The organism is Streptomyces sp. UNOC14_S4 (assembly GCF_020740835.1).
Taxonomy (GTDB): domain Bacteria; phylum Actinomycetota; class Actinomycetes; order Streptomycetales; family Streptomycetaceae; genus Streptomyces.
In genome coordinates, this window is record NZ_JAINFC010000033.1 from 16,040 (window position 1) to 28,255 (window position 12,216).

At 72.0% G+C, this 12,216-nt stretch carries 11 protein-coding genes; 3 read left to right on the forward strand and 8 right to left on the reverse strand.

Going from position 1 to position 12,216, the window contains the following annotated elements; all coding sequences use genetic code 11:
• Positions 1-95 precede the first annotated feature (95 nt).
• The gene (locus K6I34_RS05320; protein ID WP_229322899.1) at positions 96-1,034 is read left to right on the forward strand and encodes a phenylalanine 4-monooxygenase; all 939 of its coding nucleotides are present in this window, start codon (positions 96-98) and stop codon (positions 1,032-1,034) included.
• Positions 1,031-2,908, forward strand: a complete 1,878-nt coding sequence (locus tag K6I34_RS05325; RefSeq protein WP_374230815.1) for a prolyl oligopeptidase family serine peptidase — start codon at positions 1,031-1,033, stop codon at positions 2,906-2,908. The genes K6I34_RS05320 and K6I34_RS05325 overlap by 4 nt, the downstream gene beginning before the upstream one ends.
• On the opposite strand, the gene K6I34_RS05330 is transcribed toward K6I34_RS05325, so the two are convergent.
• The 5 genes from K6I34_RS05330 to K6I34_RS05350 all read right to left on the reverse strand — a co-directional run bounded on the left by K6I34_RS05330 (position 2,838) and on the right by K6I34_RS05350 (position 8,454).
• Positions 2,838-3,674 (reverse strand): SURF1 family protein, encoded by an 837-nt coding sequence (locus tag K6I34_RS05330; protein WP_229322900.1) that lies wholly within the window; start codon positions 3,672-3,674, stop codon positions 2,838-2,840. The genes K6I34_RS05325 and K6I34_RS05330 overlap by 71 nt on opposite strands.
• Before the next feature lie 284 nt (positions 3,675-3,958).
• Positions 3,959-5,044 (reverse strand): hypothetical protein, encoded by a 1,086-nt coding sequence (locus K6I34_RS05335; protein WP_229322901.1) that lies wholly within the window; start codon positions 5,042-5,044, stop codon positions 3,959-3,961.
• Positions 5,041-5,700, reverse strand: coding sequence for a SigE family RNA polymerase sigma factor (locus K6I34_RS05340; protein ID WP_229322902.1), 660 nt, complete (start codon positions 5,698-5,700; stop codon positions 5,041-5,043). Before K6I34_RS05340 ends, K6I34_RS05335 begins: the two co-directional genes overlap by 4 nt.
• Before the next feature lie 316 nt (positions 5,701-6,016).
• Positions 6,017-7,186 carry an aspartate-semialdehyde dehydrogenase gene (locus K6I34_RS05345; protein ID WP_229322903.1) on the reverse strand — a complete coding sequence of 390 codons (1,170 nt, stop codon included), beginning with the start codon at positions 7,184-7,186 and terminating at the stop codon, positions 6,017-6,019.
• Complete coding sequence (locus tag K6I34_RS05350; protein ID WP_229322904.1) at positions 7,183-8,454, reverse strand: aspartate kinase; 1,272 nt, start codon at positions 8,452-8,454, stop codon at positions 7,183-7,185. Before K6I34_RS05350 ends, K6I34_RS05345 begins: the two co-directional genes overlap by 4 nt.
• A 475-nt stretch (positions 8,455-8,929) precedes the next feature.
• On the opposite strand from K6I34_RS05350, the gene K6I34_RS05355 reads away from it, so the two are divergent.
• Entirely contained in the window at positions 8,930-10,045 is a 1,116-nt protein-coding gene (locus K6I34_RS05355) for a hypothetical protein (RefSeq protein WP_229322905.1), read from the forward strand.
• Between the two features lie 132 nt (positions 10,046-10,177).
• Here the strand turns inward: K6I34_RS05355 and K6I34_RS05360 are convergent, their stop codons facing one another.
• The 3 genes from K6I34_RS05360 to K6I34_RS05370 all read right to left on the reverse strand — a co-directional run bounded on the left by K6I34_RS05360 (position 10,178) and on the right by K6I34_RS05370 (position 11,861).
• Entirely contained in the window at positions 10,178-10,837 is a 660-nt protein-coding gene (locus K6I34_RS05360) for a DUF5063 domain-containing protein (protein ID WP_229322906.1), read from the reverse strand.
• Positions 10,830-11,429 (reverse strand): recombination mediator RecR, encoded by a 600-nt coding sequence (gene recR / locus K6I34_RS05365; RefSeq protein WP_229322907.1) that lies wholly within the window; start codon positions 11,427-11,429, stop codon positions 10,830-10,832. The genes K6I34_RS05360 and recR overlap by 8 nt, the downstream gene beginning before the upstream one ends.
• A 99-nt stretch (positions 11,430-11,528) precedes the next feature.
• Complete coding sequence (locus K6I34_RS05370) at positions 11,529-11,861, reverse strand: YbaB/EbfC family nucleoid-associated protein (RefSeq protein WP_229322908.1); 333 nt, start codon at positions 11,859-11,861, stop codon at positions 11,529-11,531.
• Positions 11,862-12,216: the final 355 nt, after the last annotated feature.

The following is a 12,216-nucleotide window of genomic DNA, read 5'->3' on the forward strand; positions in this document are numbered from 1 at the left end:
ACCCGCCTCCGCGCCTCCCTCCGCCCCTTCCCTCCGCTCCTCCTGGTCCCGCCTCGCCGGTTACCGCCCGGCTTGACACGGGCACCCTGTGTGTCATGAGTGATGCGCGGAGGCGGACACCGGTGACGCCCGACGGGCGGCTCGGCACAGCGGCGGAACACCCCGGGCGGCGCGACGCGCGTTACCGGGAGCGGCGGAACGCCCTGGCGCGCCCGGCCCGCGGCCATCGGGTGGGCGACCCCGTCCCGTACGCGGCGTACACCGAGAGCGAGCACGCGACCTGGCGCACCGTACGGGCGGCACTGGCGGACGCGCACTCCCGGTACGCGTGCGCCGCGGTCCTGGAGGCCGCCACGGACGCGCCCATTCCGGCGGACCGCATTCCGCAGCTCGCGGACGTCGGCGCGGCGCTGCGGCCGCTGACCGGATTCGACTTCACGCTCACCGGCGGGCTGGTGGAGGACGGGCGCTTCTTCAGGTCGCTCGACCTCGGGTACTTCCACGCCGTGCAGTACGTCCGGCATCCGGCGGTGCCGTTGTACACGCCCGAGCCCGATGTGATCCATGACGTGGTCGGCCACGGCATCCATCTGTCGTCGCCCCGATTCGCCGAGCTCTACCGTCTCTTCGGACAGGCCGCCGTCCGCGTCCGCACGCCCGAGGCCCTCACGCTGCTCAACCGGGTCTACTGGTTCACGCTGGAGGCCGGTGTCGTCGCGGAGGGAGGGGGTGTCAAGGCGTACGGCGCGGCGCTGCTCTCCTCCTCCGGCGAGCTGGCGCGGCTGGACGAGTGCGACGTCCGCGAGCTGGATCCGGGTGTCATGGCCCGGACGCGCTATCTGGTCTCGGGATACCAGCGGGTGCTGTTCCGCGCGCGCTCGCTGGACCACCTGACAGAGACCCTGACGGGTTTCCTGGCGGGCTTCGACGACGAGTGGGCGCGGGAAACCACCATGGGCACCGGGGAAGTTATCCACAGGCCGGAGGTACTCCCGACACGGTTCGCTCCGGACACCGCAGAATGGGGTCCATGACCGAGAGCAACGGGGCCAAGCTGACCACCGGCGTCGCGACGGGGGAGGACACCGCGCCGCGCGCCACGGAGACCATGCCGGACTGGGAGAAGCGCTTCCGGGCGCCGAGAGTCGGCCTGCCGCAGTGGGCGGAGGACGCCCCGGCCCGCTCGCTGTTCACCTCGAACGTGACGGGCACGTACGAGCTGTACGCGTGGGACCGCGCGACGGGCGAGCAGCGGCAGGCCACCGACCGTCCCAACGGCACGACGGGTGGCGTGCTGTCCCCGGACGGCGAGTGGATCTGGTGGTTCGCCGACAAGGACGGGGACGAGTTCGGCGTCTGGATGCGCCAGCCGTTCCGCGGCGGGGCCGACGAGACGGCCGTGCCCGGTCTCGCCCCCTCCTACCCGGCGGGCCTGGCCCTCGGCCGGGACGGCACGGTGGTCGTCGGCCGGTCCACGGACGACGGGGGCTCCACGGTGCACGTGGCCCACCCCGGCACCGAGCCGGTGGAGATCTACCGCCACGAGGAGTCCGCGGGCGTCGGCGGCCTCTCCCACGACGGCACGCTGATCGCCATCGAGCACACCGAGCACGGCGACGCCATGCACTCGGCGATCCGGATCGTCCGCGCGGACGGCACCGTGGTCGCCGACCTGGACGACACCGCCGGGGGCACGGAGGAGCTGGGGCTGGCGGTCATGGGCTTCGCCCCCGTCGACGGGGACTCCCGGCTGCTCGTCGGGCACCAGCGGCGCGGCCGCTGGGAGCCGATGCTGTGGGACGCGGTCACGGGCGAGGAGACGCCGCTGGCCCTGGACCTGCCCGGTGACCTGCACGCCGACTGGTATCCGGACGGGGCGGCGCTGCTGATCGAGCACAGCTACCAGGCGCGTTCGGAGCTGTGGCGGTACGACCTGGCCGACGCGCGGCCGAGCAGGCTCGACACCCCGGAGGGCACCGTGTCGGGGGCGCTGCCGCGCCCGGACGGCACCGTGGAGTTCCTGTGGTCGTCGGCGGCGACCCCGCCCGCGGTGCGGTCCACGAGCGGGCGGCTCGTGCTGGAGCCGCCGTCGGTGCCGGGCGGCATCGGCCGGGCCCCGGACTCGGTCCCGGTCACCGACGTCTGGGTGGAGGGCCCGGGCGGCACGGTGCACGCGCTGGTCCAGAAGCCGGAGGGCGAGGGCCCGTTCCCGACGGTCTTCGACGTCCACGGCGGCCCGACGTGGCACGACAGCGACGAGTTCGCGGCCGGTCCCGCCGCCTGGGTGGACCACGGGTTCGCGGTCGTGCGCGTCAACTACCGGGGCTCGACGGGCTACGGCCGGGCCTGGACGGACGCCCTCAAGCACCGGGTGGGCCTGATCGAGCTGGAGGACATCGCCGCCGTCCGGGAGTGGGCGGTGGCCTCGGGCCTCGCGGACCCGGAGCGGCTGGTGCTCTCGGGCGGCTCGTGGGGCGGCTATCTGACGCTGCTGGGCCTGGGCACCCAGCCGGACGCGTGGGCGCTGGGGCTCGCGGCCGTGCCCGTCGCGGACTACGTCACGGCGTACCACGACGAGATGGAGGCGCTGAAGGCGCTGGACCGCACGCTCCTGGGCGGCACCCCGGAGGAGGTGCCGGAGCGCTACGCGGCGTCGTCACCGCTGACGTACGTGGACGAGGTGCGCGTCCCCGTCTTCGTCTCCGCGGGGATGAACGACCCGCGCTGCCCGATCCGCCAGATCGAGAACTACGTGGACCGGCTGACGGAGCGCGGCCACCCGCTGGAGGTGTACCGCTACGACGCGGGCCACGGCTCGCTGGTCGTGGAGGAGCGGGTCAAGCAGCTCCGGCTGGAGATCGATTTTGTCGAGCGTCATCTGGCCCGGCGTCCGGATCGTCGGGGGTGATGCCGAGGGCCAGGTCGCGGGCCGCCTCCGCCTCGCGGCGGAAGAGGCGGAACCACATGAAGACGACGAAGCCGGCGAAGACGAACCACTCACCGGTGTAGCCGAGGTTCTGGAACGCCTTGAGGTCCAGGCCACTGCCGGGGGGCGCGGCGGGCGGCACGGGGGTCAGCTTGCCCTCGGCCTCCGTCGCGGTGATCCAGCCGTCGTAGACCTCGTACGGCACGAGGTTCACCAGCGTGGCCGCGCTGATGATGCCGAGCTGCCCCTGGGGCAGGCCGCCGCCCGCGTGCACGCCCTTGGAGCCGGCGCTCTCCGAGGCCTGGAGGGCGCCGGTGACGGTGACGTGCCCGGTCGGCGGGGCGGGCACGGCGGCGGCATCGGCCTTGGAGCCCGGGTCGCCCGGCAGCCAGCCGCGGACGACGGGCAGGGCCTTGCCGTGGTCGGTCCGCAGCAGGGTCAGGACGTAGAAGCCCTTGTCGCGGTCCAGGTCGCGGTCGGGCACGAGCAGCTGGTGCTCGGTGTCGTAACGGCCTTCGGCGACAGCCTTGCGGCCCGAGGTCTCGGTGCTGACCGGCAGCAGGCCGTCGATCGGCTCGGCCTTCGCGGTCCCGGCGGTCTCGGCCTGCGTCTGCTGCTCGCGGTGCGAGTCGACGCGGGACTCGAAACGGCCGAGCTGCCAGCTGCCCATGAAGAGGCAGAAGGGGATGGCCAGCACGGCGAAGGCGTTGATCCCCCACCAACGGGGGGTCAGCAGGAACCGGTACACGCCTCCACGGTACGGGTACGCCTCACGGCGGTGCCCTTCGGGTCCGGGGCTGTGCCCCGGACCCTGGTGGGTGGCTGGGGGAAAGTTTTTTCTGGGGGCTGCGCCCCCAGCCACCCGCTACCGGGGGCTCCGCCCCCTGGACTCCCGACGGGCCAAGCCCCCGGGGCAACGCCCCGACAGGGGCGCGGGGAACTGCGCGACCGGCCACCCACAACCCGCAGCCGCGTGACGGCCGCACGAGGCACCCCACTGGGCGGGGGCCGGGGGCGCAGCCCCGGGCGTGGCTACGACGCCGTAGCCAGCGGCCCCGTGCGATAGACCGTGCCCGCGCACGCGTCGTCGATCTTCGCTTCCGCGGCCGTGGGTTCGCCGCCCTCCGGCGTGTGGCTGAGGACGACGCTCGGCGGGGGCGGCGGTGCGCCGCCCGGGTCGGCGACGCCCGGCGGCGGGCCCGCGGCCGGGACCGGGCCCGCCGCGGACGGCGTGGCGGCGGCGATGCCCGGGGCCGGGGAGCCGCCTCCGGACGGCTTGGCGCAGCCTTCCTTCGACGGGATCCAGGCGAACTTCACCTCGTACGCCTGGCCCGGCTGGAGGATGACCTCGCCGGAGTCGCCCGTCGGATCGGGCAGCCCGGTGGCCGCGTCGCCCGGCGTGTGGTCGACGACGGAGACGCGCGAGGGGTCGGCGCTGCCGTGGGCGGTGGCGGAGACCGTGCCGGACCCCGCGACCGTACAGATGGAGTGGGAGACGTTCACGACGCGGAAGGCGCCGTAGACCCGGCCCTCCTTGTCGGCGGTGCCGACCGAGCCCGTGCCCCTGCCGAGCTGGTCGCGGACGCATGTGGGCGAGATCGCGGCGAAGGTGCCGGTGGGGTCGGGCAGGGTGCCGCCCGGCGAGCCGGACGGCTTGATCTCGTTGTCGGGGGCGACGCTGCCGTTCGGGGTCTGCTGGCGCTCGGCCTCCCGCTGCTCCTTGCGGTCGGGCACGCTCGAACGCGGCTGGTCGCCCTCGAAGGCACTGCCGCCGCGGCCCGTCGGCGCCCCCGCCTCCGCCCCGCGCTCGGCGCTGTGGGCGCTGGCGGTGTTGGCGTGGCGCTCCTCCGAGGTGCCGTCGATCACCGCGACATGGAGGAACGCGGGCAGGGCCGTACCGCCGAGGATCACCGCGGCCGCGGCACCGACGAGAACCTGCCGACGGCGGGTACGCCGGGCGGGCACGGCATGCCGGAGGTGTTCCAGCGCGTCGGGAGACGGTTCGAGGTCGCCGACGGCGCCTTGCAACAGCCGCCGCAGCGCCTGTTCGTCCAGCGACTCGGACGAGCCCGGATCCTCACAGGATCCCTGCCCCTCCCGCGGAAAACGGTCGTTCATGCCGGAGCCTCCATGGCGGCACGGAGCGCCGCGATGCCCCGGGAGCCGTACGCCTTGACCGAGCCGAGCGAGAGCCCCAGGGTCTCGGCGACCTGGGCCTCGGTCATGTCGGCGAAATAGCGGAGGACGAGCACCTCACGCTGGCGGCGCTGCAGTCCGCGCATCGCGGTGATCAATTGGTCTCGCTCCAGCTGTTCGTACGCCCCTTCCTCGGCGCTCGCCATGTCGGGCATCGGCTTCGAGAGGAGCTTCAGCCCGAGGATGCGGCGGCGCAGCGCGGATCGGGACAGGTTGACGACGGTCTGCCTCAGATAGGCAAGGGTCTTTTCCGGATCGCGGACGCGCCCCCGCGCGGAGTGCACCCTGATGAACGCCTCCTGCACCACGTCCTCGCAGGACGCGGTGTCGTCGAGGAGCAGCGCGGCGAGCCCGAGGAGCGACCGGTAGTGGGCCCGGTAGGTCTCGGTGAGATGGTCGACTGTGGTGCCCGCTGCCATCGCCTCTTCAGCGTCCCCGCGCTGCTGGGGAATCGGAGCGGCGGATCGCGTGGTCGGCCAGGGAGCGATCACCGGCATGCCGCCCGGCGTGCGGGGGTGCGGGCGCACTGCACTGCCGCCGCGCCGTGGGGCGCTTGCGATGCTGATGACCTCTGCCACGCCTGTTGGACACGCTTCCCCCCGTCAGGGTTGTACGCGCGAGGCGGCCCGTCTGACACAGCACCGCGGGACGGTGCGTCATTTGCCCTCATGCGTACCAGCTCTTTCCCAATGCCCCGATTTTGGTATCGCCTCGAGAGACGGCACCAAAGACGCTCCCCGTCCGACCGACGGTTGCGGTGCGGGACCGCCGCCGCACCCGCTCCACCGGGCGTGAATGCTCGAACACATCATCCACCCAGCTCAAGAGGTCTGTACCAACGCACTGGTCACAGGACCTTCACGGGTTCTCCAGAACGGGAAGCGGTCCTCCAGATTAGGGAGCGGCCGACTCCGCCGCCACGACTTCGGCGATCTGAATCGCATTCAACGCGGCACCCTTGCGCAGATTGTCGCCACAAACGAACATTTCCAGCGCATTCGGGTCGTCCAGCGAACGCCGTACCCGCCCCACCCATGTGGGGTCCGTACCGACCGCGTCGACCGGAGTGGGGAACTCCCCCGCGCCCGGGTCGTCGACGAGCACCACGCCCGGCGCGTTGGCCAGGATCTCCCGCGCCCGTTCCGCCGTCACCTCGTTCTCGAACCGCGCGTGCACGGCCAGCGAGTGGGTGGTGATCACCGGCACCCGGACACAGGTGACGCTCACCCGCAGCCCGGGCAGGGCGAGGATCCTCCGGGTCTCCTCACGGATCGTCAGCTCCTGGGACGACCAGCCGCCGTCCCGCAGCTCACCCGTCCACGGCACCACGTTCAGCGCCAGCGGCGCCGGGAACGGCCCGGTCGTCCCGCCGGCCCCGTCGCCGTCACCGGCCCCGTCACCGACCGAGCCACCGACCGCGTCGCCGACCGCGCGCCGCACGTCACCGGGCTTGCCGCCCAGCTCCGTGCCGGCCACGGCGGCGAGCTGCGCCCGCAGCGCCTCGACGCCCGCCCGGCCCGCGCCCGACGCGGCCTGGTAGGAGGAGACGACCAGTTCCTCCAGCCCGAACTCGGCGTGCAGCGCGCCCACCGCGCCGATCATCGACAGCGTGGCGCAGTCCGGGTTGGCGACGATCCCGCGCGGCCGCAGTCGGGCGGCGTGGGCGTTGAGCTCGGGGACCACCAGCGGCACGTCCGCGGCCGACCGGAAGGCCGCGGAGCCGTCCACGACGACCGCGCCCTTGGCGACCGCGACGGGCGCCCACTGGGCGGCGACCTCGTCCGGCACGTCGAACAGCGCGATGTCGACGCCGTCCAACGCCTCCTCGGTCAGCGCGAGCACCTCGGTCTCCACGCCCCGGACGGCCAGCTTCCGGCCCGCCGAACGGGCGGACGCGACGAGGCGTATCCCGCCCCAGACATCCGCGCGCTGCGACAGGATCTCCAGCATCACCGTCCCCACGACGCCCGTGGCGCCGACGACGGCGAGGGTCGGCCCACGGCCGGTACGGCTGCCGGGAGAACCCTGGTCAGCGGCACCGGCCGCGGGGCCGACGGCGGTCATCGACCGGTGCCTCCGTAGACGACGGCCTCGTCGCTGTCGGTGTCCAGTCCGAAGGCGGTGTGCACGGCGCGCACGGCCTCGTTGACATCGTCGGCGCGCGTGACGACCGAGATACGGATCTCGGAGGTCGAGATGAGCTCGATGTTCACGCCCGCGTTCGACAGCGACTCGAAGAAGGTCGCGGTGACGCCCGGGTTGGTCTTCATCCCGGCGCCGACCAGCGAGATCTTCGCGATCTGGTCGTCGTAGCGCAGCGAGTCGAAGCCGACCCGGTCCTTGGTGCGCTCCAGGGCGTCGATCGCCTTGCGGCCCTCCGTCTTCGGCAGGGTGAAGGAGATGTCGGTCAGCCCGGTGGCCGCAGCGGACACGTTCTGCACGACCATGTCGATGTTGATCTCGGCGTCGGCGATCGCCCGGAAGATCGTCGCGGCCTCGCCCGGCTTGTCCGGTACGCCGACGATCGTGACCTTGGCCTCGGACGTGTCGTGGGCGACACCCGAAATGATCGCCTGCTCCATCGGCTGGTCCCCTCGCGGTTCGTTGCTGACCCAGGTGCCCTGAAGGCCCGAGAAGGACGAGCGCACGTGGATCGGGATGTTGTAACGGCGTGCGTACTCGACGCAGCGGTGCAGCAGCACCTTGGAGCCGGAGCTCGCCAGCTCCAGCATGTCCTCGAACGAGATCCAGTCGATCTTCCGGGCCTTCTTCACGACCCGCGGATCGGCGGTGAAGACCCCGTCGACGTCGGTGTAGATCTCGCACACCTCGGCGTTGAGCGCGGCGGCCAGCGCGACGGCCGTGGTGTCGCTGCCACCCCGGCCGAGGGTGGTGATGTCCTTCTTGTCCTGGGACACACCCTGGAAGCCGGCGACGATCGCGATGTTGCCCGCGTCGACCGACTGCTGGATGCGGCCGGGCGTGACATCGATGATCCGCGCCTTGTTGTGGACCGAGTCGGTGATGACCCCGGCCTGGCTGCCGGTGAACGACTGCGCCTCGTGTCCGAGGTTTTTGATCGCCATCGCCAGCAGCGCCATGGAGATCCGCTCTCCGGCGGTCAGCAGCATGTCGAACTCGCGACCGGCAGGCATCGGCGAAACCTGCCCGGCGAGATCGATCAACTCGTCCGTCGTGTCGCCCATCGCGGAGACGACGACAACCACACGGTTGCCGTTCTTCTTGGCCTCCACGATTCGCTTGGCAACCCGCTTGATGCCTTCGGCATCGGCAACGGAGGAGCCTCCGTACTTCTGCACGACAAGGCCCACGTGCGCTCCTCGCAACTATGTGTAATGCGGTCGACTCAGTCTAACGAGCGACCGGTTTCGGCCAGCGGGTCGCCGCATGCTGAGACGGGGCGCCCGCCGCCCCTCGCCGCGCCTCGCCGCTCGAAGACTTTCCGGGGCTCTTCGCGGCTTTCCGCAGTTTTCCGCGATCTTCCATGGCTTTCCGCGACTTTCGACGACACGGCGCCGCTCCGTCGGCGTCGGCCTCCAGCCTTGTCCCTGCCCGGCGACGGATCCCGCACGCTTGTGACTCCCGTCACAAATCAAGGGTAGTCGCCGAGGTCGCTTCCCACCGTTGGTCCCGGCGCTCGTCCCACCGTTCATCCCGCTGCTCGTCCCGGCGGCCGGAGCCCCGGTCCCCCCGAAGGTCCGCCTGCCCCCTGCGCGAAAATATCCGCATGATGATCAAGCAGCTCTGTTCCGCCCTGCGGAGCCTGCGCATACAGCTGAGCCGGCCATGAGCGCCGAGCGTCCGCCGACCCGTGCCGAACGGCGAACGGCGCTGAGCGCGTCCCTGGCCGGCGCGGTCTGTGCCATCGCGGCAGCGTATCTGCTGCTCGTCACCGTGCCGGGCATGCGCGCGGAGGAACGGGCCTTCCGGGCCGCGATCCCGTGCCGCTCCGACGCGGTGGACCGGCGGTGCCTGCGGCCCGAGGCCGCCACCGTCGACATGACCGAGGAGGTCACGTCCGGCAGGTCGACCCACTACTGGCTCTCGGTCACACAGGACGACGGCACACAGCACCGCATCGAGATGGCCCACGGCGGGCGGGTGTGGCTCAACGCGAAGCCCGGTGACCGGGTCACCGTCATCTACTGGCACGGCAAGAGCCGCTACGTCGACGCCCACAACCTGCGGGCCCCCACCGAGCAGGACCCCCGCGGCGCCTACCGCCTCCCGTACTCGATCGCCCTCGGGCTCGTCCCCGTGGTGGCACTGGGCCTCTGGGTCGCCTACTGGTACGGACGCCGCTCCGGCACGTCACCGCTGCTTTCGCCGTGGCAGGTGGCCATTCCCACGGGCGGAGCGTTCGCCCTGGGGCTCGGTGCCGCCGCCACCCCGTGGCTCGTGCACGACGCCTGGATGCCCCTGTTGATCACCGCGGGGCTCACGGTCCCCGTAGCCATCTACATCGTGGTGGCGTCGCTCGCCGCGCGCCGGGAGGCGACCGACGACGACACATATCCGGTGAAGCCCATCCCTTCCTGGAACGAGGAGATCTTCAACGGAATGATCATCGGCGACGTGCCGTATGCCATCTCCGGCTACACCACGCTCATCGCCGGCCCCGGCGCCCGCCTCGCCTCCAGCCCCGACCCGACCGGGAAGTTCGCCCGGCGCGAGGCCGCGCCCACGCTGACCGCCCTGCGGGCGCGGCCTCCGTACCGCACGGACGCGGAGAAGCTGCAGATCGACCCACGGGCATACGTGGTGGAGTGCGTCGACGGCGACAAGAAGGTGCTGGTGATAACGGACCAGCAGCACGCGGGCCTGGTGATGGGAGCACTGCTCCCGAAGCCGGGGGCGTCCCCGGCAGCGCCGGCATCCCCGGCAGCGCCGACGGCGCCGTAGGAGCCACCGGTCCGGTTCGTTCGCCGGGAACGTCCCGGAGGGACGCACCGGACCGGGGAACGGCGACACCAGGGAGCCGCGTCCACGAGTAGGTGCTACGAGTGGGGCTACGCGTGGGTGCTACGCGTGGGTCTACGAGTGGGTACGCAGCCCCAGCGGGCCCGCGATCTCCGCCGCCATGACGCGGCCGGCCTCCTCCGCGAGCTGCTCCTCCGTCGCGGCGGCGTCCGTGTCGAGCCCGTCCAGCTCGTCCAGCGGCTGGTCGAGGCGGACGTGGGCCACCAGGGACTGGAGGGCCCGGAGGGACGCCGAGGCGGTGGGGCCCCAGTTGGACAGGTACGAGAACTGCCACCACCAGAGCGCCTCGCTCACGCGCCCGTCACGGTAGTGGGCCATCCCGTGGCGCAGGTCGGTGATGATGTCGGCGAGGTCGTCCGAGATCCGGCAGGCGACGGGCGCGCTGCGCGGCACATACGGGTCGAAGACCTCGGAGTAGACGTCCACCGGGTCGAGCAGGCGGGCGAAGCGCTCGCGCAGCTCGTCCACGTCCGGCTCGGGGCCGACATCCGGCTCGTACCGCTCGTCCGGCACGAAGTCCTCGTGCGCGCCGAGCCTGCCGCCCGTGAGGAGGAGCTGGGAGACCTCCAGCAGCAGGAACGGCACGGCACTGTCGGGCTCGTCCCCGCGCGAGACCTCGGTGACGGCGACGATGAAGCTCTCGATCGAGTCCGCGATCTGAACGGCGAAGTCGTCGGGAGCGCGCTTGGCGTCATGCAGCGTTGCGTCAGACATCGAGAAGTCGTCTCCCTTCGAAGGCACGCCCGAGCGTGACCTCGTCGGCATATTCAAGATCTCCACCGACGGGCAGACCACTGGCGAGCCGCGTGACCTTGAGCCCCATGGGTTTCACCATGCGCGCGAGGTACGTGGCCGTGGCCTCCCCCTCCAGATTGGGGTCGGTGGCGAGAATCAGCTCGGTGACGGTGCCGTCCGCGAGCCGCGCGAGCAGCTCCCGGATGCGCAGGTCGTCGGGGCCGACGCCCTCGATGGGGCTGATAGCCCCGCCGAGCACGTGGTAGCGGCCGCGGAACTCGCGGGTCCGCTCGATCGCGACGACGTCCTTGGACTCCTCCACGACACAGATCACCGCGGGGTCACGGCGCGGGTCCTGGCAGACCCGGCACCGCTCCTCCTGGGCGACGTTGCCGCAGACGACGCAGAAGCGGACCTTCGCCTTGACCTCGGTCAGGGCATGGGCGAGCCGGCGGACGTCGGCGGGCTCGGCCTGAAGGATGTGGAAGGCGATCCGCTGCGCGCTCTTGGGACCGACGCCGGGCAGCCTGCCCAGCTCGTCGATGAGGTCCTGGACCACGCCTTCATACACGGATCGAATGCTCCTTCTGCGTCCTGCGTCTTGGGTTGTGTTGTCGGGGGCGCGCCCCCGGGAAGGCCCTGGAGCCTTGGCCTGAGCCTTGGCCGGACCTCAGAAGGGCAGGCCGGGGATGCCGCCGAGGCCCGCGGTCAGCGGCCCGAGCTTCTGCTGCTGGAGCTGCTGGGCGACCGCGTTGGCGTCCCGGACGGCGGCGACGACGAGGTCGGCGAGGGTCTCGGTGTCCTCGGGGTCGACGGCCTTGGGGTCGATGACCAGGCCCTGGAGCTCACCGGAGCCCGTGACCGTGGCCTTCACCAGGCCGCCGCCCGCGCTGCCCTCGACGGGCGTACGGGCGAGCTCCTCCTGGGCCGCGGCGAGGTCCTGCTGCATCTTCTGGGCCTGCTGGAGCAGCTGCTGCATGTTCGGCTGACCACCGGGGATCACGGTTGGCTCCTGGCTGTCGACTGCGGTGCTTGGGTATTGCTCGGTACTGCTTCGGTGTGGCTTCAGTACTGCTTCGGTGCTGCTTCGGTAGCCCGAGCCTACGTGGTCGGGGCGGGGGACGCGCCATGTTGTGGACGGCCGTTGCGAACCGCCTGCGGCGGGCCCGACCGGGCGGGGTGCCGCTCCCCGCGCCCCTCGCGGGGAGCGGCCCCTCTCCCTACTTGTTCGCGATTTCCTCGATCACCGTCGCGCCCAGCTCGCGGACGATCAGGTCGTGGCCGGTCAGGGCCGAGTCGACGAGATCCGGGTCGTCCTCCTCCGGCATGTCGTCCTCGGGGGCGACGGGCGGGGGCTC